Origin of the sequence: Phyllobacterium calauticae (assembly GCF_019991125.1) — a bacterium.
Classification (GTDB): Bacteria; Pseudomonadota; Alphaproteobacteria; order Rhizobiales; family Rhizobiaceae; genus Phyllobacterium; species Phyllobacterium calauticae.
Map to the genome: position 1 here is coordinate 318893 of NZ_JAGENB010000005.1, position 23493 is coordinate 342385.

Annotated in this window: 23 protein-coding genes; 5 read left to right on the forward strand and 18 right to left on the reverse strand. The window is 59.7% G+C overall.

What is annotated here, in order from left to right; genetic code table 11:
• Positions 1-177 precede the first annotated feature (177 nt).
• On the forward strand, positions 178-1089 hold the full coding sequence (locus J1W56_RS18955) for a LysR family transcriptional regulator (RefSeq protein ID WP_223614849.1): 912 nt from the start codon (positions 178-180) through the stop codon (positions 1087-1089).
• Here the strand turns inward: J1W56_RS18955 and J1W56_RS18960 are convergent.
• From J1W56_RS18960 to speB, 10 genes are all read right to left on the reverse strand, one after another.
• Positions 1071-2195 (reverse strand): NAD(P)/FAD-dependent oxidoreductase, encoded by a 1125-nt coding sequence (locus tag J1W56_RS18960; RefSeq protein WP_223614850.1) that lies wholly within the window; start codon positions 2193-2195, stop codon positions 1071-1073. The two genes, J1W56_RS18955 and J1W56_RS18960, sit on opposite strands and share 19 nt — an antisense overlap.
• Entirely contained in the window at positions 2192-2971 is a 780-nt protein-coding gene (locus tag J1W56_RS18965) for a carbon-nitrogen hydrolase family protein (protein WP_223614851.1), read from the reverse strand. The genes J1W56_RS18960 and J1W56_RS18965 overlap by 4 nt, the downstream gene beginning before the upstream one ends.
• Positions 2968-3768, reverse strand: a complete 801-nt coding sequence (locus J1W56_RS18970) for an ABC transporter permease (RefSeq protein ID WP_223614852.1) — start codon at positions 3766-3768, stop codon at positions 2968-2970. Before J1W56_RS18970 ends, J1W56_RS18965 begins: the two co-directional genes overlap by 4 nt.
• Positions 3765-4619 (reverse strand): ABC transporter permease, encoded by an 855-nt coding sequence (locus J1W56_RS18975; protein WP_223614853.1) that lies wholly within the window; start codon positions 4617-4619, stop codon positions 3765-3767. Before J1W56_RS18975 ends, J1W56_RS18970 begins: the two co-directional genes overlap by 4 nt.
• Positions 4616-5653: an ABC transporter ATP-binding protein gene (locus tag J1W56_RS18980; RefSeq protein WP_223614854.1), complete on the reverse strand. Its 1038-nt coding sequence runs from the start codon at positions 5651-5653 to the stop codon at positions 4616-4618. Before J1W56_RS18980 ends, J1W56_RS18975 begins: the two co-directional genes overlap by 4 nt.
• A gap of 129 nt (positions 5654-5782) precedes the next feature.
• A complete protein-coding gene (locus J1W56_RS18985) occupies positions 5783-6871 on the reverse strand; it encodes an ABC transporter substrate-binding protein (protein WP_226904731.1) in 1089 nt (362 codons plus the stop codon).
• Between the two features lie 68 nt (positions 6872-6939).
• The gene (locus J1W56_RS18990) at positions 6940-7587 is read right to left on the reverse strand and encodes an amino acid ABC transporter permease (RefSeq protein WP_223614855.1); all 648 of its coding nucleotides are present in this window, start codon (positions 7585-7587) and stop codon (positions 6940-6942) included.
• Positions 7584-8252 carry an amino acid ABC transporter permease gene (locus tag J1W56_RS18995; RefSeq protein ID WP_223614856.1) on the reverse strand — a complete coding sequence of 223 codons (669 nt, stop codon included), beginning with the start codon at positions 8250-8252 and terminating at the stop codon, positions 7584-7586. The genes J1W56_RS18990 and J1W56_RS18995 overlap by 4 nt, the downstream gene beginning before the upstream one ends.
• Positions 8253-8255: 3 nt before the next feature.
• Positions 8256-9065 (reverse strand): transporter substrate-binding domain-containing protein, encoded by an 810-nt coding sequence (locus tag J1W56_RS19000; protein ID WP_223614857.1) that lies wholly within the window; start codon positions 9063-9065, stop codon positions 8256-8258.
• Between the two features lie 75 nt (positions 9066-9140).
• Positions 9141-10205 carry an agmatinase gene (gene speB, locus J1W56_RS19005; protein WP_223614858.1) on the reverse strand — a complete coding sequence of 355 codons (1065 nt, stop codon included), beginning with the start codon at positions 10203-10205 and terminating at the stop codon, positions 9141-9143.
• A 223-nt stretch (positions 10206-10428) separates the two neighbouring features.
• On the opposite strand from speB, the gene J1W56_RS19010 reads away from it, so the two are divergent.
• Complete coding sequence (locus J1W56_RS19010; RefSeq protein WP_223614859.1) at positions 10429-11475, forward strand: LysR substrate-binding domain-containing protein; 1047 nt, start codon at positions 10429-10431, stop codon at positions 11473-11475.
• An 11-nt stretch (positions 11476-11486) separates the two neighbouring features.
• Positions 11487-12662: an aminotransferase gene (locus J1W56_RS19015; protein ID WP_223614860.1), complete on the forward strand. Its 1176-nt coding sequence runs from the start codon at positions 11487-11489 to the stop codon at positions 12660-12662.
• Positions 12663-12700: 38 nt separating this feature from the next.
• On the opposite strand, the gene ggt is transcribed toward J1W56_RS19015, so the two are convergent.
• A complete protein-coding gene (gene ggt / locus J1W56_RS19020) occupies positions 12701-14377 on the reverse strand; it encodes a gamma-glutamyltransferase (protein WP_374042676.1) in 1677 nt (558 codons plus the stop codon).
• Positions 14378-14595: 218 nt separating this feature from the next.
• On the opposite strand from ggt, the gene soxR reads away from it, so the two are divergent.
• The gene (soxR, locus tag J1W56_RS19025; RefSeq protein WP_223614862.1) at positions 14596-15066 is read left to right on the forward strand and encodes a redox-sensitive transcriptional activator SoxR; all 471 of its coding nucleotides are present in this window, start codon (positions 14596-14598) and stop codon (positions 15064-15066) included.
• Positions 15067-15124: 58 nt separating this feature from the next.
• Here the strand turns inward: soxR and J1W56_RS19030 are convergent, their stop codons facing one another.
• From J1W56_RS19030 to J1W56_RS19055, 6 genes are all read right to left on the reverse strand, one after another.
• The gene (locus J1W56_RS19030) at positions 15125-16264 is read right to left on the reverse strand and encodes a Gfo/Idh/MocA family protein (RefSeq protein ID WP_223614863.1); all 1140 of its coding nucleotides are present in this window, start codon (positions 16262-16264) and stop codon (positions 15125-15127) included.
• Between the two features lie 14 nt (positions 16265-16278).
• Complete coding sequence (locus J1W56_RS19035) at positions 16279-17025, reverse strand: sugar phosphate isomerase/epimerase family protein (protein ID WP_223614864.1); 747 nt, start codon at positions 17023-17025, stop codon at positions 16279-16281.
• Positions 17026-17047: 22 nt separating this feature from the next.
• On the reverse strand, positions 17048-18148 hold the full coding sequence (locus J1W56_RS19040) for an ABC transporter ATP-binding protein (protein ID WP_223614865.1): 1101 nt from the start codon (positions 18146-18148) through the stop codon (positions 17048-17050).
• Between the two features lie 50 nt (positions 18149-18198).
• Positions 18199-19095 (reverse strand): carbohydrate ABC transporter permease, encoded by an 897-nt coding sequence (locus J1W56_RS19045; RefSeq protein WP_404928460.1) that lies wholly within the window; start codon positions 19093-19095, stop codon positions 18199-18201.
• 2 nt (positions 19096-19097) lie between these two features.
• Entirely contained in the window at positions 19098-19991 is an 894-nt protein-coding gene (locus J1W56_RS19050) for a carbohydrate ABC transporter permease (protein ID WP_223614867.1), read from the reverse strand.
• Between the two features lie 75 nt (positions 19992-20066).
• A complete protein-coding gene (locus J1W56_RS19055) occupies positions 20067-21311 on the reverse strand; it encodes an ABC transporter substrate-binding protein (RefSeq protein ID WP_223614868.1) in 1245 nt (414 codons plus the stop codon).
• A gap of 350 nt (positions 21312-21661) precedes the next feature.
• Between J1W56_RS19055 and J1W56_RS19060 the strand changes: the two genes are divergently transcribed.
• Positions 21662-22708: a LacI family transcriptional regulator gene (locus tag J1W56_RS19060; protein WP_223614869.1), complete on the forward strand. Its 1047-nt coding sequence runs from the start codon at positions 21662-21664 to the stop codon at positions 22706-22708.
• Between the two features lie 12 nt (positions 22709-22720).
• Here J1W56_RS19060 and J1W56_RS19065 read toward each other — a convergent pair whose 3' ends face one another.
• On the reverse strand, positions 22721-23488 hold the full coding sequence (locus tag J1W56_RS19065) for an SDR family NAD(P)-dependent oxidoreductase (RefSeq protein ID WP_223614870.1): 768 nt from the start codon (positions 23486-23488) through the stop codon (positions 22721-22723).
• Positions 23489-23493 lie beyond the last annotated feature (5 nt).

The following is a 23493-nucleotide window of genomic DNA, read 5'->3' on the forward strand; positions in this document are numbered from 1 at the left end:
GTTTCCTCCTCAATCCGGTCAGCCATTCCTCTCTGCCGGATATTTCTTGCCCCTATGATTGTCCCGTTTCTTGCGGCGGGCAACCATCCTGTTGAAAAAACTGTAGCATTGACAAATAAGTACACAAACACCTATTTTCGCACAGAATAAGTACAAATACGTACATATGGGTGCGCCTTGCGGCAATACACATGGGACGATCTGCAATATTTCCTGGCGGTGGCGCGGACCGGTCAGCTCACGACGGCAGCGCGTCGCCTGCGCACCAATCACGTCACTGTCTCCCGGCGGATCGACAGGCTGGAGGAGGCACTTTCCGCGCGTCTTTTCGAGCGGAATCCGCGTGGATATATCCTGACGGCACTCGGCGAGAAGCTGATTGAATCGGCTGAAATCATGGAGCGCGAAGCCGAGCGTTTTCAGAATGAAGCCTCCGGCGGAACGGTCTCGCTCAGCGGTGTCGTGCGCTTGAGCATTCTGGAGGGGATAGCCAATTTCTTCCTGGCGAACCGCCTGCCCATCATGGCGCAGTCCTACCCCAGTCTTTCCGTGGAAATGGTGACGATCCAGCAGATTGTCTCGCTGTCGCGCCGCGAGGCGGATTTGTCGATCACACTGAATCCGACACGCACGGGTCCCTATCATCAGGAAAAACTGATGCCCTACCGCTTGTTCATCTATGGGGCGAAAGACTATCTCGCCCGGCATCCGGCGATCCGGCAACGCGCCGATCTCTCCGCTCACCGCTTCATCGGCTATATCGAGGATATGATTTTCACGCCCGGGCTCGACTATATGCGCGAGATTCTTCCCGGTCTGCGGCCGGCCTACCAGAGCTCAAGCATTTTTGCCCAGTTGAGCGCCGCCCGCTCGGGTTTCGGGCTTTGCATCCTGCCCTACTTCATTGCCTACAATTATCCGGAACTGGTGCCGGTGCTGCCAAAGGAAATGCACCTCAATCGCGATTACTGGCTGATCTGCCATGAGGATATTGTCAACACGCCGCGCATCCGCGTGCTCAGCGATTTCATCCGCTCGGAGGTTGGCAGCCAGACGGCGATTTTTGGCGGCTATCCCCTGCTTGATTGAAAGCGGGCAGCAGACAGGCGCGGGGCGATGTTTGCCAGACCATCCGGCAAGGATTGCTGGCGGATGAGCTTGGCAGCAAGCTGCGATAGCGCCGGAGCAGTCTGGATACCATATCCTCCCTGTCCGGCGAGCCAGAAGAACCCGTCGAGTTCCGTGTCAAATCCCGCAACGGGTGTACGGTCCGGCGCGAAGGTGCGCAGCCCGGCCCAACTCCGTTCGACACGGTTGACCGGTATCGTGACCGCCTGTTCATAGCGGTAGAGGCCTTCGGCGAGGATCATGTCGTCCACATAGGCGTCATGCGGTTCCACCGGGGTTTCATCGCCGGGCGAGACGAACAATCGTCCGCCGTCAGGCTTGAGGTACCAGCTCTCATTGGCATCGTCGACCACTGGCCAGCTGCGGGTGTCGTATCCCTCCGGCGCGGGCAGCACGGCGACCGAACGGCGCAAGGGGGTAAACCCAAGCGGCTTGCCGCCGAAAATGCCTGCGATGACATCGGCCCATGCGCCGGAAGCGTTGATGACCGTAGGGGCGCGGAATGTCTGTCCCGGTGTCTCGACCAGCCAAAAGCCGTTCACCCGGTTCGCACGGATGACTTCGCATGACGTGCGAAGTTCGGCGCCAAGGCCCGTCGCCTTGCGCAGCCAGCCCTGATGCAGGGCATTCACGTCGATGTCCTGCGCTTCAGCCTGATAGCAGACCGCCTTGATATGATCGCGGTTGAGGATAGGCACCATTTCCACGGCCCGGTCTACGCTGATCTCCTCGACATTGACGCCGTTTTTGATCATGTCCTCGCAGCTTGCAATGCCGGTTTCATCGGCGATCGTGAGGGCACCACGGGGTGTCAGCAGCGGTTCGGGAAACAGGTTTGTGTCGCGCTGTTCAAACATCGGCGCGCTGAAATGATTGAGCGCACGAATGACATCGTTGCCGTAATTGGGGAGGAATATGGCGACGGAACGTCCCGTCGAATGGTAGGCCGGCTGGCTCTCCCGTTCGAGTATGATGACCTTGTGCGTATGGGCTAGCTCGGCGGCTACGCCAACGCCGGCAATGCCGGCGCCGATGATGAGAATGTCGGTGTCGATGATGTCGGTCATGTCCGCGTCAGGTCTTTCAGATAGGGATTGCTGTCAATCGACGCTGCAAAGGCGTGCCGGTCGATGTCGGCAAAAACCAGGTGTTCATTGGCGTCCGTGCAGGCAGCGACGAGGCTGCCATCCGGCGCGGCTATACGGGAGAGGCCGGCAAAAGTGAAGCGTTCGTCGCTGCCGGCGTGATTGACATAGGCGACAAATATCTGGTTTTCGAACGCGCGTACCTGAATCATGTGCGCGGCGATGAATTCCCCGGATGGGCCCGCGGGAAGCGCCGTCGGCACGAGGATCATCTGTGCTCCCGCCTGCGCCAGGCGGCGGACATTCTCCGGAAATTCCACATCGTAGCAGATCAGCATGCCCAGCTTCAGCCCGGCAAGCGGCACAATGCAGCTGGCCGGTTTTGCCGGGGTAAACAGGGCCCGCTCATAATCGCCATAGAGATGCGATTTCCTGTAGATGGCAGGCTGGGTATCACCACAGACAAAGGCCGCACTGTTGTAGATGTGGTCGCCGTCCCGTTCGGCAAAGCCCGCGATGATGGCTATGGCGTTGGCCTTGGATATGGCCTGCAACCGATCGATCTGTCTGCCATTGGCCGGCTCTGCCAATCCCGTGATCGTCTCTCCCGCACCGTAACCGGTCAGGGCGAGTTCCGGGGCGACAAGCAGGTCGGCACCTGCTTTGGCGGCAGCTTTTGCGGCTTGCTCGATGCGTGCCAGATTGGCGCTGACATCGCCGCAAACCGCCTGCATCTGGAGTGCTGCCATCCGCATCATTTGTCGTCCGTGGCCATGGCACCAAGCAGCTTGGGCAGGTCGCCGAATTTTGCAACCAGCGAGAAGATCACGGCGGCGGTGGCGACGAAGAGAATGGTCACCGAGGCCATGGTCGGCGTATAGCCGTAGCGCAGCGCATTGAAAATCTTGATGGGGAGCGTTTCCAGCGTAAAGCCGACGGTCATGTAGGCAACGATATACTCGTTGAGCGACAAGACGAAAGCGAAGGCATAGCCGGAAACCAGATAGGGCAGGATCAGCGGCAGGATGACCGTGCGGAAAATGGTGCGGTCACTCGCGCCCATGGTGGCCGCAGCCTCGACGAAGGAGCGGTCGATGGATGAAAAGCCGAGCGACAGCGTCACCAGCGGCAGGGTGACGAAGAAGATCGCGTGACCGATGACAGCGGTCCAAGGCTGACCATAGAAGCCGGTGGTGGCCCAGAATGTCAGAAGGCCGAGCGCGGTGATGACCGGCGGCAGCGTGAACGGCGCAATGCCGAGGACCTGAAAGATGTTGGCCCACGGTGCAATGCGCCGCCACAGGAACCATGCAAGCGGCAGCGCAATCAGCACGGCCAAAGCCGCCGACGTGGTGGCGAGGATGACCGAGGCAACGAGAGCACTGCGCCATTCCGGATTGAGGAAGATTTCGCCGTACCAGGCCAGCGAAAAGCCCTGCGGCGGAAAGGCAAGCGTCTGCTTCGCGTTGACCGACACGCCGGCAACCACGATGAGCGGAAGCGCCAGAAACAGGCCGATGACAAGGAAGTAGAAGCGTCGGAGTGCGGTCATCATGCCTTTTCTCCCTTGCGTCCGATCAGCAATGTCAGGGCCACCAGACCAAGCGTCACAAGCACCAGAAACACGGCCATGGCCGCCGCAAACGGCATATTGGACTGGTAGATCGCCTGATCGGTGATGAGGACGGAGAGCGTCCAGTGCTGCGGCCTGCCAAGAATCTGCGGCAGCAGATACGAGCCCAGCGCGAAGATGAACACCATGATCAGCGTCGCCATGATCGTGTTGCGCAGCGCCGGCACAAGCACGTTGAAGAAGGCGCGCACCGGCGACGAGCCCAATGTCCGCGCCGCCTCCATCAGGGTGGGATCGAGCCGGACAAGGGCGGGATAAAGGACAAGGACCGTATAGGGAAGCGCCTGATAGACCATACCCGTCAGCACCGCGCCGAAGCTCGGTGACAGGGCGACGGCCTGTTTCATCAACCCCAGTTGGACAAGAATGTTGGTGATCCCCGCCGTGCGGGAAAACAGGGTGGACCAGGCAAAGCCGATGATGACTTCCGACAGCGACAGTACGGAAAGCAACGCCACGAGCCAGATCACCTGCAACCGGCGCGGCAGCTTGGACAGGAGATAGGTGAAGGGCAGGGCAAGCACGACGCAGCAGATGGCGACAGTGACAGCCAGCATCAGCGAGAAGCCGAGAACGCCGCCGAAGAAGACGCTGAGAAAGCGCTCGTAATTGGAGAAGACGAAGGCAGGCGTATAGAAGCCGCCCTGCTGGCGCTGGAAGAAACTCACGACGATCATGGTGCCGAACGGCACCACGAAAAACACCAGCAGCATGCCGGCGGGGAAAAACAGCGGCCCGTAATCGGCTATGGATTGGGGGGCTTCGCGCTTCATTGTTTCAGCACCACGCAGACATCGGGGGCAAGCACGATGCCGACCTGTTGTCCGGCTGTCACCTCAGGCCGGGCACGCGGCGTCGAGACGGCGACGATCTGCTTGCCGCCCGCTTCGACGAAAGTCTCTATGGTGCCGCCGAGATCGCGCACGAAGGTCACGGTGCCGTTGATGGCGCCATTGCCCGGCGCTGTCAGGTGCACATCTTCCGGCCGCACGGAAATCGTTGCTTTCTGCAGGCCTGCAGGCAGGAGAAGACCGGGCACGCTGTGCCCGAAGATGGTGGCGGCGCCCGAACTGTCGGCCGTTGTTTCTATGAGATTTGTCGAGCCGATGAAGTCGGCGACAAACGTATCGGCGGGTTTGCGGTAGATTTCGATCGGCGAGGCGGCCTGGCGGATATGGCCGCCATTCATGACCACCACCGTATCGGCCATGGTCATGGCCTCGCGCTGGTCGTGGGTCACCACGATGGTGGTGATGCCGAGCTTCTGCTGCAGCTGCCGCAGTTCCACCTGCATCGCTTCACGCAGCTTTGCATCGAGCGCCGAGAGCGGCTCGTCCAGCAGGAACAGTTTGGGCGAAAGCGCCAAAGCGCGGGCGATGGCCACGCGCTGGCGCTGGCCGCCGGACAGTTTCGAAACGGGCCGGTCGCCGTAGCCGGGCAGGTGGATCAGGGCCAGCAGTTCATCGACGCGCTTTTTCTGGTCTTCGCGGCCTTTGCCGCGAATGCGCAGGGGATAGGCGATGTTCTCGCCCACGCTCAAATGCGGGAACAGGGCCAGCGACTGGAACACCATGCCCAGATTGCGCTTGTGGGTCGGCACCTTGGTGATGTCTTCGCCGTCGAGCAGGATTGAGCCGCCGGTCGGATCGTCGAGCCCGGCAATCATCCGCAGGAGCGTGGTCTTGCCGCAGCCCGATGGCCCGAGCATGCACACAAACGTGCCGTGCGGCACGGAAAGCTGCACATTCTCCACGGCGGTAAATGTACCAAATTGCTTGGTTACACCGTTCAATACCAGTCCGGACATCGAGCCCTCGTTTCATTCGTCATCGTTAAAAAGAAACCCGGTTCGGAATAGGCCGGGTTTCACCTTTGTACAATCCGGCAGGCTGCCGCCGGTTCCGGAAAGCGTATCCGCAACCGGCGGCAAACGCGATCAGCCAACGATCAGCTCGGTCCATTTCTGGTTGAGGAAGTCGGCCTTGGTCGTCAAAAGGTCGTAGCGCGGCAGGATCGGTTCGATGTCCGACGATACAGCCGCGAACTCCTTTTCATTCAGGTCGAGCAGTTCGCGCTTGACCGTCGGAGCCGTCCCCACCTTGCGGGACAGGGTCGCCTGAATGGCTGGCTGGCTCATGTAATCGATGAAGATATGCGCTTCGTCGATCTTCTTTGATGCGCGCGACACCGCCCAGCAGCCTGAATCCTGGACGCCGCCTTCCTTCGGGAAGGTGGAGCGGACAGGATGCCCCTCAGACGCTGCCAGGCCGGTAACGTCATGATAATACTGGCCCATCGGGATTTCACCTGATTTCAGCGCCTGTTCGAACTGCGCTTCGTCGCGGTACCACAGCCGGACATTCGGCTTCACTTCGGCCAGCTTGTCGAAGACCTTGAGGATGCCTTCCTCCGTATCGAGGGCATTGGTGCCGCCGAAGAAGGTTTTTGCCGTCACTTCCAGAAGGAACGAGTTGGAAACGAGGGCAAGCAGGCCGAGTTTGTCGGCGTTTGCCGGATCCCAGAAGGCCTGCCAGGATGTCGGCGCTTCCTTGTAGACATCGGTGTTGGTCACGAGCGTGATATACCATGCGACCGCGCCGATACCGGCGATGCGTCCATCGGGATATTTGTTGATGAAACGGTCGAGCAGGTTCTTCGCGTTCGGCAGTTTTGCCGTGTCAAGCGGCGTCCAGAGTTCGGTCGACTGGCCCTTGATCATGGCAACCTGCGACATCATCGAAATATCGGCGGGGGCAGCACCGGCCTTGGCAGCCTGTTCAAGCTGAACCAGCCAGGCTTCGCCCGTCGGTTCTGCGACGGATTCAACTGCAATGCCGGTTGCCTTGGTGAATTCCGGGAAAATGTTCTTGTCGAACGAATTCTTGAAGTAGCCGCCATAGACGCCGATTTTCAGGGACTTGTCCTGCGCGCGCAGCACGGACGGCATGGCAAGCATTGCGGTGCCCAAAGCCCCGGCAGCCAGCACGGTACGCCGGTTGACGGCTGTTTTGATAATTGTATCCATAGTCCGATCTCCTTCTTGTTGGCCAGTTTCTGGCTGATTCCCACTCTTTTACCAACACTGCGCGCGCTCTAGCGCTGTGCGGTACGAAGTTCCAGTTTCTTAGTGTAGCGCGTCAGCGGATAGCACAGAACAAAATAGATCAATGCCACCAGCCCGTAGACGGTGAAAGGTTCGAAAGTTGCATTGTTGATGGCGTTCGAAGTCCTGACCAGTTCCTCAAATCCGATGATCGACGTCAAAGCCGTGCTCTTGATCAACTGCACGAGAAAACCGACTGTCGGTGCCCGTGTTATGGCAAAGGCCTGCGGCAGGATGACCAGCCGCAACTGTGCGAAATAATGCAGGCCAAGACTGCTGCCGGCGTCCCACTGTCCGTCCGGCAGCGATTGCACGCCGCCCCGCCAGATTTCGGCAAGGAATGCACTGGCGCAGAGCGTGAGGCCCAGCACCGCGGCCGTCCAGGCTTCGATGCGGAAGCCGAGCAGCGGCAGGCCGAAGAACAGCAGAAACAGCTGCATCAGCAGCGGCGTTCCCTGAAACAGGCCGATGTAATATTGGGCGCCGCGCCGCAGCCAGTTGCGTTTCGAGATGCGTGCCAGGAGGATAGCCACGCCGACGATGGCACCACCGGTGAAAGCAACGATGGAAAGCAATACTGTCCAGCGGGCTGCCAGCAGCAGATTACGTGCTATGTCCCAGAAGGTGAATTCGATCATGCCATGCCTCCGGCAATCGATCGGCGTCCGGCCGCATAGAGCAGCCTGCGCAGGGCGATACTGAGCCCGAGATAGACCAGGGTCACGATGAAATAGGTTTCGAAAGCGCGGAAGGTGCGCGCCTGAAGCATGTCGGCCTCGTAGGTCAACTCCCGCACGGCGATCTGCGAAACCACGGCGGATTCCAGCATCATGATAACGATCTGGCTGGTCAGGGCAGGGAAGATAACCTTCAACGCCTGAGGCAGTATGATCTTGATGAAGATGATCCTCGGGCGAAGGCCAAGCGCCTTCGCCGCTTCGGTCTGTCCCTTGTGAACGGCATCCAGTCCGGCGCCAACGATTTCCGTGCTGTAGGCCGCCATGTTCAGGGTCATGGCAAGGATCGCTGCCGCCACGGGATCAAGGCGGATGCCGAGGCGCGGCAGGCCGAAAAAGATGAAGAACAGCTGCACCAGAAACGGTGTGTTTCGGATGAGCTCGACGTATCCGGCAACCAGCTTGCGCAGGATTGCATGGCGGCTGCGGCGCCCGATGGCGCCGAAGATGCTGAGCAATGTGCCAGCGACTGAGGTCACGACGATCAGAAAGACCGTCATGGCCGCACCGCTGGCAATCATGCCGAGCGCATCGTTCAACCAGCCGAAATCGAGCGCATAACCCACAGGTCAATCCTTGAGATTGGCAGGATTGAGCGGTGTCTTCAGCCAGGCCTCGGAACTCTTGTTGAGCGAGCCATCCGCCAGCATCTTCGCGACGGCATCGTTGACAGCCTGCTTGAGACGGTCTTCTTTCTTGTTCAGGGCAATATGCGAGGGAGACGTCAGAAGCTGGAATTTCTGTTCCGGTGCAAGGGCTTCCTGCCGCGCGAGCACCTGTGCGCCCACGTCGTTGCCCACCACCATGAGCTGTGTCTGGCCGGAGATGAAGGCCTGGATGACGGCGTTGTAATTGTCGAAGCGCTTCACATCGGCCGAAGCCGGTGCCGCCGCAGTCAGGGATGTGTCTTCCAGCGTGCCGCGATTGACGGCAATGCTCTTTCCGGCAAGATCGTCCTTGTTCTTGATCTCAAGCGCCTTCGGCCCGATCACCGCGATGTAGTACGGCGCATAAGGCGCGGCGAAATCGAGAACCTGTTCGCGTTCCTTGCTGTAGCCGACGCTCATCAGCAGGTCGACGCGATGTTCCGTAAGGTAGGGAATGCGGTTCTGGCCGGTAACGCTGACAGTCTTGAGCTTGACCTTCAATGCGTCGGCAAGAGCCTGGGCCACGTCGATATCATAACCCTTCAGGGTCATGTCGGCGCTTGCCGACGAGAAAGGCGGGAAGTCGGCAAAGACACCGACATTGATAACGCCGGCTTTGGTGATGTCGTCGATGGCATCGGCGCGCGCCGCCGTTGCCGACATGGCGATGGTTGCACCACCCAGCAGCAGAAGCGCGGCAAAGGATGATTTGAGCGTGGTTTTGAATGTCATGGCAGTCCCCTTCTTGTTATTATGTGACGGTGCGGAATGGTATCGCCGCACCGTTTGTTGGTCTGTTGATGCGTGTCAGCCGCGATTTCCTGCAACGAACGGGCTGAACACCATCAGGCTCAGGATTTCGAACAGCACCTGTGCGCCCGCATGGGCGGTGTTGGTGGTCGCGTCATATTGCGGTGCCACTTCCACCACGTCGCCGCCCACCAGGTTGATGCCCTTGAGGCCGCGGATCAGTTCGAGCACTTCGCGGGTGGTCAGGCCGCCCACCTCGGGCGTACCGGTGCCCGGCGCAAAGCTCGGATCGACGCTGTCGATGTCGAACGACAGGTAGGTCGGACCGTCGCCGACGATCTTGCGGGCCTTCTCGATGATGGCGGGCATGCCAAGGCCGGTTACCTCTTCCGCATGGATGACGGTCATGCCGGATTCGTACGAGAATTCCCACAGATATTCCGCCGAGCCGCGAATGCCGATCTGGACCGTGCGGGTCGGATCGAGGACCCCGTCGAGCACCGCATTGCGGAATGGCCCGCCATGATGGAACTTCGTCTGGTCGAAGGCGCCGCCGGTATCGCAATGGGCATCGATGTGGATCATGCCGACCGGACGCTTCTTGCCGACGGCCTTGAGAATCGGATGGCTGATCGAATGATCGCCACCGACGGCAAGCGGCACCACGCCGGCGTCGACGATCTGGTTGAACCGGCGCTCGATATCGTCATGGCTCTGTTCCAGCCGGTAGCGGCTGGCAAAGGGAACGTCGCCGATATCGGCAACGCGCAGGTCAAAAACGGGCGCGCAGCCGAGTACATGATTATAGGGTCCGATGCGTTCGATGGTGCGCACGGCGCGCGGACCGAAGCGGGAGCCGGGACGGTTGGTTACGCCAAGGTCCATCGGGACGCCGACAATGGCCACCTGCAGATTGCCGAAATCCGGTTCGGCGGCGTCGACCGGCATATAGGGCGCGGTGAGGAATGTCGGAATGCCCGCATAGGGTGCAAGCCGCGTGCCGCTCTTGGAGAAAATCTTGTCCGCAACCTTGCGGAAGGTTGGATCAAACAGCTCGCCGCCATGGCTTTCGCCATATTTGGCCCGAAGATCGCTCAGCTTCTTCTCATCCCATGATGTCATGACACTATCCCGTTCTCTGAAAGCTCGGGGGAAACGCGGGAGGGATTGCCCTTGCGAGGGTTGTCCGATGTGATCCGCTTCTGTCAGTTCCCCTGGGCTTTTCGCCTTCGTTGGCCACATTATCGATGCAAAGGCGATGGAAAAGCAATTGACATTGTTGTAGGGATTAGTGTGAGAAAATCTCACATGACAAATCCGAATTTGATGTCTATTGGAGTCTCTCATGACGCTTGGCCGGTTGCCTCCATTGAATCCCCTGCGCGCCTTCGAAGCGACGGCGCGGCACGGTTCCGTGACCGCCGCTGCCCGCGAACTCAACGTGACCCACGGTGCCATCAGCCACCAGATCAAGGCATTGGAAGCAACGCTCGATGTGCAACTGTTCGAGCGCGGTGCCCAGCGGCTGAAACTGACGGCGCAGGGCGCGCTGCTGCTGCCGACCATTTCCAAGGCATTCGAGGATATTGCGACGGCGACGGCCCTGATGAAACGCCCTACGACCAAAGGCGAATTGACGGTGACCTGCGTGCCGGCACTACTGTCGCTCTGGCTCATTCCACGCATGAACCAGTTCACCGAACAATATCCCGATATCCGGCTGACACTGATTGCCACCAATGAGGCGCATCATCTCCAGTCGCCGGATGTGGATGTCTGCGTGCTCTACGGCGATGGCAAATGGTCGGACTGCTGGTCGCGTTTGTGGAGCACGCTGAAGCTTTTTCCGGTGGCCAGCCCGACGCTGCTCAACAGCCGCCCGCTGCGCTCGGTCCGCGACCTGCGCAACCATGTGCTTCTGCATGGCGATGACGGGCGCGAATGGAACACCTGGCTGGCAGCAGCCGATGCCACGGATCTTGCGCGCGGTGCCCAGCATTTCATGAGCGATGCGCGGCTCTCGACGGAGGCTGCGCTTTACGGGCAGGGCGTTTCGCTTGGCGATACGATCACGGCAAGCAACCTGATCGCCAAGGGTGAACTCATCGTTCCTTTCGACCTGACCGTGCCCGCCAATGACGCATTCCATGTCGCCTGCCGCAACGAGGTGCGCAATGCGCCCATCGTCAAGGTTTTCATCGACTGGTTCTTCGCGTCGCTGGAAACCGATACCATCACGGAACCGCAGACCTCGGCCCGCCGGATCATCCGGCGGCGCAATGGCAAGATCAGTGCGCCCGAGCGCGTGGCGGCACCGCCATCCATTCCCACAACACGAGCCAAAAGGCCTGAACGCACGCAGAAACGGCGTGCCAAGGCCGATACCCGATAGGACGATCATCCATGACTGCTGCTGTGCTGAACCCGCTCGTCACCCGCCTGTCTCCCCCGCCTATTCCGGCCGTGCAGGCCTGGGGCCGGGCCTATGCCGGCGGACATGGCCCCTTGATCGACCTGTCGCAGGCGGTTCCCGGCTATCCGCCACATCCGGACATGCTGCGCTGGTTGGGCGAAGCGGCGTCGTCGGTCGCTTATGCGAATTACGGACCGATCGAGGGCGAGACCATCTTGCGCGATGCCTACGCCACGCATGTGTCGGAACTCTATGGCGCTGCAATAAGCGGACATAACATTCACATTACTTCAGGCTGCAATCAGGCCTTCATCTGCGCTGCTATGGTCGTGGCGGCGGCGGGCGAGACAGTGCTCGTGAGTGATCCGTTCTATTTCAATCACGAAACCACGCTGTCGATGCTCGGTATCAGGACAGGTTTTGTTGCCTGCGATGCGGAGAATGGTTTCGTGCCGACGGTGGAGGCGGTGGAAAAGGCGCTGGTGCCGGGTGTGCGTGCCCTGGCGCTGGTCACTCCAAACAATCCCACCGGCGCCGTGTACTCACCCGAACGGCTCAAGGCAATTTTCGCGGTCTGCAGGAAACATGGCATCTGGCTGATTCTGGATGAAACCTATCGCGACTTTCTCGCCGACGGATCTGGCGCGCCGCATGGTCTTTTCAATGAAAGCGGCTGGGAAGACAATCTGATCCAGCTCTACAGCTTTTCCAAATCCTTCTGCATTCCAGGGCACCGGCTGGGAGCAGTGGCAGCGGGGGAAGCGGTTGTCACGGAAATTGCCAAGATCATGGACAATCTGCAGATTTGCGCCCCCCGCGCACCACAGATTGCCGTAGCCCGCGCGCTTCCCGCATTGAGCGACTGGCGCTCCGCCAACCGGCTGGAAATCGAGACCCGCGCCCAGGCCCTGCGTGAGACCATGTCCGGTCTTGGCGGCTGGAAGCTCGAAGCCGTCGGTGCCTACTTCGCGTTTGTCCGCCAGCCCTTCCCGGACAAGACCTCGGTCGAAGTGGCCGAGCAATTGGCCAGACAGGCGGGCATACTGGCCATTCCTGGTGAATATTTCGGCGGCGGACACACGCAGTTCCTGCGCTTTGCCTTTGCCAATGCAGATGCCGCAACTATTCGGCAGCTGCGCGGCCGCATGGTCGATTTCAGCATCTGACAGCAGGGGCTGGCAACATCGTTGCCAGCCCCTGGGGTTCAGTAGCCCTTTGCTTCGCCTGAGCTGGCGCGGCTGTCGATGGCGCCGTTATAACGCGCGCCGTCACCCTTTTCGATGTCGGAAAGGCTCGCGCCGCCGACGAGGATGCCTGCGGCCTGGCCCCAGATCGACCAATCCTTGTCGATCTGAACAGTGTGGCCCATATCGCTCAATACCTTGCGCGTATCTGCCGAGAGGGCATAGGGCTCCATGTAGACCTTGTCCGGCAGCCACTGATGATGGACGCGCGGCGCATCAATGGCTTCCTGGATGTTCATGCCATGATCGATGACGTTGAGGATCGCTTCCAGCGTGATGGTGATGATGCGCGAACCGCCGGGGCTGCCGATCACCATGAACGGCTTGCCGTCCTTGGAAATGATCGTCGGGCTCATCGAGGAGAGCGGCGTCTTCTTCGGCGCGATGGCGTTGGCTTCGCCCTGTACCAGCCCATACAGATTGGGAACGCCGGGCTTGGAGGTGAAGTCGTCCATTTCATTGTTGAGAAGCACGCCGGTTCCAGGCGCAACGACACCCGCGCCGAAGGAGCCGTTCAACGTATAGGTGACGGCAACCGCATTGCCTTCATCGTCGATGATGGAATAGTGCGTGGTTTCATGGCTCTCACCGAGGCCTTTCGGCATCAGCTCTTTCGACACACCGGCCTTAAACGGGCTGATCTTCTCGCGAATTTCCTTGGCATAGGCCTTGTCGAGCAATTTTGAGACTGGATTGTTGACGAAATCCGGGTCACCAAGCGCTGAGTTGCGGTCGATATAGGCGTAGCGCATGGCCTCGACCATGGCATGCACGGTTTCGGCGGAGCCGTAGCCGAGATAGGACAGCGGATAGCCTTCGAGCACGTTGAGGATTTCGCAGATGATGACGCCGCCGGAGCTGGGTGGTGGTGACGACACGATGTCATATCCGCGATAATTGCACTTCACCGGTTCCAGCTCGCGCACCGAATACTGCTCGAAATCCTGCTTGGTCAGAATGCCGCCCTTGTCCTGGCTGGCTTTCGCAATGGCGTCGGCAGTGGCGCCCTTGTAGAAAGAATCAGGCCCCTTGTCGGAAATGCCGGACAGCGTCGCGGCAAGATCGGTCTGGACGAGTGTTTCACCAATCGCGTAGGGCTTGCCATCGGGCTTCAGAAAAATTGCTGCAGCAGCCGGATCCTTGGCAAGCCTCTTATTGCCGGCTTTGAACGAATTGATATCGCCCTGAACCAACTGGAAACCATCCCGCGCAAGACGGATCGCCGGTCCCAGCAGTTCCTCGCGTTTTTTGGTGCCGTATTTCTCACGCGCCAGTTCAAATCCCGCAACGGTTCCCGGCACGCCAACCGCCAGATACCCGTCGAGGCTCAAACCTTTGACGATATTGCTCTTGTCATCGAGATACATGGTTTTGGTGGATGCCAGCGGAGCGCGCTCGCGAAAATCGAGGAAGGTGGTCTTGCCATCCTTGAGGCGGACGGTCATGAATCCGCCACCGCCAATATTGCCTGCCGTAGGATAAAGCACGGCAAGTGCATAACCGACCGCTACCGCGGCGTCCACGGCATTGCCGCCATTTTTCAGAACGTCAACGCCGACTTCCGTTGCCAGATGCTGGGCTGACACGACCATGCCATGCTCGGCCTTTGCCGGTTCAGGCGATGCCGCAAAGGCCATGCCGAGAGGGATCGTGCTCAAGGCGAGGGAAACGGTGAAAGAAACCACCGTTGTGAAACGGGTCTGCATACTTTTCCTCCTGCTGGCAATATTGCGAACGGCTAGAGGAACCTCTCCCGCATGTGATGTCCAGTATGAAAGCGACTTGTACGCAAGTTTTACAAAGTTTGCGGAGGCCGCTATAAACCTGAAGTAATGTTAAGGTATGGGTTGAGCGGATGACAATCAAACCGGGTGAGCGGCACAGGCAGTTGACGGTTGGGGAAGTGGCGGCACGCAGCGGCGTGGCGGTTTCGACGCTGCATTTCTACGAGAGCAAGGGCCTAATCCACAGCGAACGCAACCGTGGCAACCAGCGCCGCTACTCGCGCGAGGTTCTGCGGCGTGTTGCCATCATCAAGGTGGCGCAACGGACGGGAATACCACTGGCATCGATTGCCGAAGCCCTGTCGACCCTGCCACAGGGACGAGCACCGACGCCCGCGGACTGGCGGCGGCTCTCGGCAGGCTGGAAGGCGGATCTGGATGATCGGATCAACAAACTGATCGGCCTGCGCGATCAGTTGAACTGCTGTATTGGGTGTGGTTGCCTGTCAATGCAGGAATGCCCCTTGCGCAACCCCTGGGATGAGCTGTCGGAGCAGGGACCGGGGCCGAGATTGCTCGATCCAGCACCAAGCGCCGATTAAAGCACGGGCCAGGCCCCTCTGCCGCACGGGGCAGAGGGGGTGAACAGCCTTGGGAGGCTTATTTCTTCCTCAGCAGGGATTTGGCTTCCTTGATCCCAAGTGCTTCGGGGCGGGTACAGCTGGTCTTGATGTCGATGAACTTCCTTTCTTCGCCGGAGCGCAGGATCGAAACCATGACATCGACACCGTGCAGCGCCCGGTCGATGGAGCAGCGGATATCGCGGCCCTCGAGAATCGCTGCCGCCATGTCTGCCAGCCCGGCCGTACGGTAATTGGCCATCATGCCGACGGAATGCTTCTGGTTGGGAATGCCGAACGGATGCGCCCAGCTTTTCAGTGATTTCGCCTTCTTGCCCGGCTTGGCCAGTTTGACATCGCCGCCGAAGAAATTCGGATCGGGCAGGAACAGCGAGCCATCCGTGCCGTAGAGCTCCATGTTCGGATGATGATGCGCCCAGACATCCCAGCTTGCCGACAGGGTGATGGACGCGCCGCTGGCAAATTCAAGCAGGGCCTGAATGGTGGTCGGTGTCGTCACCGCGATGGTTTCACCCCGGCGCGGTTCGCTGGTGATGGTGCGGGTCGGTGTAGCCATCGATGTCAGGGCTGCCACCCGCTTCACCGGCCCGATCAGGTTGACCAGATTGGCGATGTAGTATGGGCCAAGGTCAAGGATCGGGCCGCCGCCCGGACGGAAGAAGAAGTCCGGATTGGGATGCCAGTGCTCCATGCCGTGGCTCATGACGTGGGCGGTTCCCGATGTGATCGTGCCGATCTGGCCGTCATCCACCGCTTTGCGTGCCATCTGGTGCGCGCCGCCCAGATAGGTGTCCGGCGCGCAGCCGGCTTTCAACCCCTTCTTGTTGGCGAGTTTCTGCAACTCAAGGCCATCCTTGAGCGACAGGGTCAGCGGCTTTTCCGAATAGAGATGCTTGCCGGCCGACAGGATCTGGTGCGAGACGGCAAAATGCGCGTCCGGCACCGTCAGGTTGACGATAAGGTCGATGTCATCGCTTGCAAGCAGCTTGTCGATGCTGCGTGCCTCGATGCCGAATTCCTTGGCGCGCGCTTCCGCCGCCTTCTTGTTGAGGTCAGCGACGGCCCGGATTTCGATGCCCTTGAACAGGGGCCCGAGCCTCAGATAGGTGGCGGAAATGTTGCCGGCACCGATGATGCCAATACCAAGTGTTTTTGCCATGATGCTGTCTTTCTTCAGAATGCCTTGACCGTGGCGATGGAACGGCGGGCAAACCGTTCGTCATCCGACGGGTTGTCGTGTTCCATGACGAAATAGCGGGCCGGTGTGCCCTTCAGCGCTGTAAAGAGTGCTTTCCAGTCGACCGTGCCGTAACCGACATCCGCCCAGCCGTCTTCATTGGTGTTTTCGCCAGCCGGTGCGATGTCCTTGACGTGAACGGCGCTGATGCGGGAGCCGTAATCCCCGATCCACTGGAACGGGTCCGCGCCGCCGCGGATGATCCAGGCGATGTCCGCCTCCCAGGAAATGCTCGGCGCGGCATCGAGGATAAGCTTCTGCGGGATCGAGCCGTCAGGCAGTGCCTTGAACTCGAAATCATGGTTGTGCCAGCCGAAAATATATCCGGCCTTGCTGTAGGTGGCGTGCGCCGCTTCGAGCCGCTTGCCGAAATCCGACCAGCCGGACGCATCCGAAGGGCGTTGCTCGACTGCCAGATGCGGGCAATAGATTGCCTTCATGCCCAGCGTACCGGCAATGTCGAGCACCTTGTTCGGCTCTTTCTCCAGAAGGTCGATGCTGAAATGGCCTGATGCCATGGTGAGGCCATGGGCATCGAGCGCGGAGCGGGTTGCTGCCGCATCCGCGTAAAGCCCGCCATAGCCTTCCACCTGCGCATAACCATTCTTCTGCAAGATCGGAAGAATTCTATCGAGCGGGGGAAAGTTGCGGGAACTGTAGAGCTGGTAGGAAAAGTCGGTCACGGTCAGTACTCCATAAGGTTTGTCAGATGCGGTCTTCAGTCTGGGAGTCAAAAAGCGAGGCGAGGGCTGGATCGAAGGTGAGGTGCACGGTTTCGCCGTTCTGGTAACGGCGGCCGGAATCCACGCGCACCGACACGGCTTTGCCGGCGACTTTCAGCCAGACAAGGCTGTCGGCGCCCATGGGCTCGTCGAGATCGACGATCGCCTTGCATGAGCGGCCTGCCGGGCCGGGCTGATCGCCGAGTGTGATGTGCTCGGGACGGAAGCCGAAAATGACGGACCGCCCGATCTGCAAGGATTTCTGTGCCGCGTAGTTTTCCAGGGAGATATCGAGGTCGGCGATGCGGAAGACGGGTTTGCCATCTTTCTCTGCAATCTCGCCCTTGAGGAAATTCATCGACGGCGAGCCGATGAAACTGGCGACGAACAGGTTGCGCGGCTTGTTGTAGATGGTGAGCGGTTCGTCCAGCTGCTGGATCAATCCGCCCTTCATGACGGCGATGCGGTCCGCAAGCGTCAGGGCCTCGATCTGGTCGTGGGTCACGTAAATCATGGTATTGGCGAGCTTCTGGTGCAGGCGCTTGATCTCGACACGCAGCTCCGAGCGCAGCTTGGCATCCAGATTGGACAGGGGCTCGTCGAACAGGAATACGTCGACGTCGCGCACCAGGGCGCGGCCGATGGCGACGCGCTGGCGCTGGCCGCCGGAAAGCGCGCCGGGCTTGCGTTGCAGGAGCGGCCCGATCTGCAGAATATCAGCCGCGTTGGCGATCCGCTTGTCGATCTCCGCCTTGGGCAGGCCCGCCACGCGCAAGCCGAAGGAAAGGTTTTTCTCAACCGTCATCTGCGGATAGAGCGCATAGGACTGGAACACCATGCCGATGCCGCGATCTTTCGGCTCCTTCCACGTGACGTTCTTGTCCTTGATGAAAATCTGCCCGTCCGAGATCTCAAGCAATCCAGCGATGCAGTTGAGCAAGGTCGATTTTCCGCAGCCGGATGGTCCGAGCAGCACGAGAAACTCGCCATCGGCCACGTCGATGTTGAGCTCCTTGAGCACGCTCACCGAACCGTAGTTGAGCGAAAGCTCCTTGATCGAAACGCTGGGGCTTTGCTGGGTCATACCGATCCGCTCCCGTGAAACTGTTGTAGAAAGATTGGCTGCATCCGCGATCATCCTTTGACGGCGCCAGCGGCAATGCCCCTGACGAAATATTTGCCTGAGAAGAAGTAGACGAGCAGCGGCACCAGGCCGGTGAGGATGGTGGCTGCCATGTTGACGTTGTATTCCTTGACGCCCTGCGTCGAGTTGACGATGTTGTTGAGCTGCACCGTCATCGGCACGTTTTTCGTGCCGGCAAAGACGACACCGAAGAGGAAGTCATTCCAGATGCCGGTGACCTGCAGGATGATCGCGACGACGAAGATCGGCGCGGACATCGGCACCATGATCTGGAAGAAGATGCGCCAGAAACCCGCCCCGTCGACGCGGGCCGCCTTGAAGAGTTCCGCCGGCAGCGAAGCGAAGTAGTTGCGGAACAGCAGGGTCAGGATCGGCATGCCGAAGATGGTATGGATCACGATGACGCCGGTCAGCGTTCCGAAGATGCCGAGATTGCGGGTGATGATCACGAGCGGATACAGCATCACCTGATAGGGAATGAAGGCGCCGAACAGGAGGACGCTGAAAAACACCTCCGAACCCTTGAAGCGCCAGTTGGCCAGGGCATAGCCATTGACCGATGCGATGAGGATCGAAGCGATGACGCTCGGTATGGTGATCTTCACCGAGTTCATGAATCCGACCTTCAGGCCCTCGCAGTAGAGGCCGGTACAGGCGCTGTCCCAGGCCGTGCTCCACGACTGGAAGGTGATTTCCACGGGCGGCGAGAAGATATTGCCGAGACGGATTTCCGGCATGCCCTTCAGCGAGGTGACGATCATCACGTAGAGCGGCAGCAGGTAGTAGATCGCGGCCACCAGCAGGACGCCATAGATCATGATTGTCGACGGCGCGAAGGTCGTCGTGGGACGTTTGCCGCGCGGTTCGGCGGCGGTCTGGCTTGCCATGGTCATTTGCGTTTGCCCTCGCGGAATTCCATCAAAGCCCAGGGAATGAGGACGATGAGAACGGTGGTCAGCATGATGGTGGACGCGGCAAGGCCCTGTCCGAGATTGGCGCGGCGGAACATGAATTCGTAGACATATTTGGCCGGTACTTCGCTGGCATTGCCGGGGCCGCCATCGGTCAGGGCGACGACGAGGTCGTAGACGCGGACAATACCGGCGGCGATCAGGACAATGGTGGTGATGAAGACGGGGCGCATCATCGGAATGATGATGAAGAGATAGGTCTTCCAGATCGGGATGCCGTCAACCCGCGCGGCCTTCCAGATTTCCTCGTCGATGTTGCGCAGGCCTGCCAGCATCAGCGCCATGACAAGGCCCGTACCATGCCAGAGGCCGGCAATGACGATGGCATAGATGGCATAACGCTGGTCGTTGAGGATCGAGAAGGTGAAGTTTTCAAAGCCGAGATCCCGTACCACCTTCTGGATGCCGTAGGTCGGCGTGAGTATCCATTGCCAGACCAGCCCCGTGACAATGAACGAGAGGGCATAGGGATAGAGAAAAATGGTGCGGAACGTGTTCTCGAAACGGATTTTCTGGTCCATCAGCGCCGCGAGAATGAAGCCGATGACTGATGAAAAGAACAGCAGGAAGACGCCGAAGATCGCAAGGTTGACAGCGGAGATATTCCAGCGCGGCGTGTTGAAGAGGCGGGTATACTGGTCGAAACCGACGAATGTCAGTTCCGGCAATGCCCGCGACGCGGTGAAGGAATAAACGACAGTCCACAGCGTGCAGCCGATGAAGACCACCAGAACGGTTGCAATCATCGGCAGGGCCGCAACCTTGGCGTTCAGGTTCTTGAACAATGTGTTGGGACGCGCGGTGGAACTCATGGCGTTCTCCGTCAGCTCTCCGCACGGCCGCCAATCGCTTGCGCGACCGGCGGGGTGCCTGGAGGAAAGTCGGTTCTACTGGGCTTGCTTGATGATAGCGACGAAGCGCGCCTGCGCATCATCGACGGACATGTGGGCGTCGGCGAAGAACTCCTTCGTCAAATCCTCGATCTGCCCCTTGGTGTCCGCGGTCAGGTTCTGGTTCAGCGACGGCAGGATGTTTTCCGGCTTTTTCAGAATCTCGATGCCTTTTTTCATGCAGGCATTGGCGGCTTCCAGATCGACATCGCCGCGCACCGGCAGCGAGCCTTTGGCCAGATTGAAGGCAACCTGCGTTTCCTTGGAAAGAAGCAGGCTCGCCAGCTTCAGCTGCGCCTTGGTCACCTCGGGGTTCTGGTTCTTGGGGAAGTAGAAGGCATCGCCGCCCGTGTCGAGAATGGCGTTGCCGCCCAGCCCGGGCAGGCAGTCATAATCGGTTCCGGCAACTTTCTTGGCTACACCAAATTCTCCCTGCGCCCAGTCGCCCATCACCTGTGCCCCGGCCTTGCCGGTCATGACGAGCGTGGTTGCCTCGTTCCAGGAGCGGCCGACATAGCCGGGATCGACCAGGCTGCGGGCCTGTGCGAAAGCTTCCCACACCGCCTTCATTTCCGGGCTGGCGGCGGCTTCGGCATTCTTGTCCTGATAGACCTTCAGGAACAGGTCCTTGCCGCCGAGCGAGGGTAGCATGACGTTGAAAATGCCGGTCACCTGCCAGGCATCGCCGGTGGCAAGCGGGATGATACCCTTTTCCTTCAGCTTGGGCGCCGCCGCGACAAATTCCTGCCAGTTCGCCGGAGCGGGCAGGCCCGCATCCTTGAAGGTGTTGGGATTGATCCACATCCACTGCCAGGAATGGATGTTGACCGGCACGCAATAAATCTTCCCGTCATGTTTGCAGGCATCGAGCAGTTTTGCCGGGCGGATGAAATCGGCCCAGCCTTCCTTGGCTGCAAGTTCCGAGAGGTCGGTCATCATTCCGGCCTTGACCAGGTCTTCCGCATCACGGCCCGTATTGAGCTGGGTTGCGCCCATCGGGTTGCCGCCCAGGATGCGGCTGACGATGATCGGGGTTGCCGTCGAGCCGCTGCCGGCAATGGCGCCGTCAACCCATTTGTCGCCGCCCTGTTTGTCAAAGGATTCCGCAAGGACCCTGGCCGCAGCCGCTTCGCCACCCGAAGTCCACCAATGGGTGACCTCAAGGTCCACGGCGCCGGCCATGCCGGTCGTCCATAACAATGTGGATGCAGCCAAAATGGCCGGGAATTTCCGGTAACGCATCGTATCCTCCCAAATCTGAAACGTTACAGGTACGGTAATTGAAAACTTTGAATGAGGCAATCAGGCGCATCCGATTTTTTTCGATCATCGACATAATCCACAGGGCTGATAAATATATGCAATAAAAACAAATCATTATGTTGCTTTTGATCAAATACCCAGCCTCGGGATTTTCGAAGTTTTCTCGAAATATGGGAGATATCAATCTAATCACTTGATCTAATAGGCATGGATGTTCCTTGAATTTGCATGGAATCTGAAACGATACAGAAAGTTGCAGAAGGTATCTTGAAGATCGCTCTTCGCGGGTCCATACAGGAGGCGGGTTTCGGTTAACCGGTTGAATTGACATGAACGACAAGCAGCATCACCCTGACGACGGGGAAAAAGTGGCGGCTCTCGCGGACGGCGAGAGGCCGACGCTGAAAACCATCGCGTTCATGGCCGGGCTCGGGGTGACGACCGTTTCGCGCGCGCTCAAGGATGCGCCGGAAATCGGGCAGGCAACCAAGACCCGCGTGCAGCTGATCGCCAAGCAGATCGGCTACAGGCCCAACCGCGCGGGCGTGCGCTTGCGGACCGGCAAGACGAATGTGATCAGCCTGGTGCTCAATGCGCAGAGCGAGATCATGGGGCTGACCTCCAATCTCGTCTACGGTATTTCCGAAGTTCTGGCTGAAACGCCATATCATCTCATCGTGACGCCATACTCGCCCGAGAACGATCCGATGCAGCCCATCCGCTACATCATTGAAACCGGATCGGCTGACGGGATCATCATGTCCCAGACCCAGCCGTCCGATCCGCGCGTGCGTTATCTGACGGATCATCACTTTCCCTTCGCCACGCACGGGCGGACGCGAATGGGTATCGAGCATCCGTTCCACGATTTCGACAACGAAGCCTATGCCTATGCGGCAGTGAAAAGTCTGGTTGAGCGTGGCCGCCGCCGGATCGCCATGGTTGCCGGGCCGGGCCCGGCCCATACTTATTACTGGCATCTCGACGATGGTTTCAGGCGGGGCCTGCAGGAAAGCGGGGCAGTGCCCGTTATGCTCGACCATTGGAACGGCAGCATTTCATTGGACGATGTGCGCAACCGGACGGAAATGTTCATGCGCCAGCCCAATCCGCCGGATGGCATCATCTGCTGCACCGGCGGCCTGACCGTCGCTGTTGTCGCGGGTATCGAGGCAACGGGCATGAAACTTGGCCGGGACATCGATCTGGTGTCGAAGCAGACGACGCATTTCCTGCAATGGTTCCGCCCGGAAATCATCGTGTTCAACGAAGACGTGCGGCATGCCGGGCGCGAGCTTGCCCGGGCCGTGTTGCGGCGCATCGAAGGAGCGGACCCGACGCAGTTGCAAAGCCTGAGCTACCCGGAGGCCGAGTAAGCCAGCGGTTTGCTAGCCGATGAGGCCACCGGCCGTGAAGCCGCCGTCGACGGCAAGCGTTTGGCCCGTCACATAGCTTGAACGGTTTTCGTCGAGAAGAAAGGCGATCGCGCTGGCGATTTCCTCCGGCTGGCCGTAACGCCGTTGCGGCACCGTTTTGCTCCAGCCCTCGCGTATTTCAGGCGTATGCACGGCGGCGGCCAGGGGTGTTTCAACCGGGCCGGGCGCAATGGCATTGACGCGGATGTGGTAGGGCGCAAGTTCGACCGCCATCACTTGGGTCAGATTGATGATCGCCCCCTTTGACGCGCCATAGGCCGCCCGCCCGATATTGCCGCGCATGCCGGAGATCGAGGCGAGATTGACGATGGCGCCGCCGCCGCTTGCCGCCATGATGCGCGCACCGGCCTGCGTGACCAGAAATGCGCCGATGACGTTGATCTCATGAATCTGCCGGAACATGTCCGCCGTGGTATCGAAGAACGGCGTATCGCGACCGATCCCCGCCGAACAGACAATCCCCCTGATCGGACCGAACCCTGCTTCCGTCTCCGCCATGAGTGCCTCGACCGCGTGCTCGTCGGTGACATCGAGCTGGGCAAAGCGGATGCGGCCGGGATGGGCCTTGCCGAGGTCTGCCTTCACCGTTTCCTTCACGTCTCGATCAGCAACCACAATCTTCCAGCTGTCGCTGGCCAGGGCATGGACCGTCGCAAGGCCTATCCCCGATGCGCCGCCGGTGACAAGGGCGGTGCGCTCACCGGTATCGAATGTCGTCATGACGT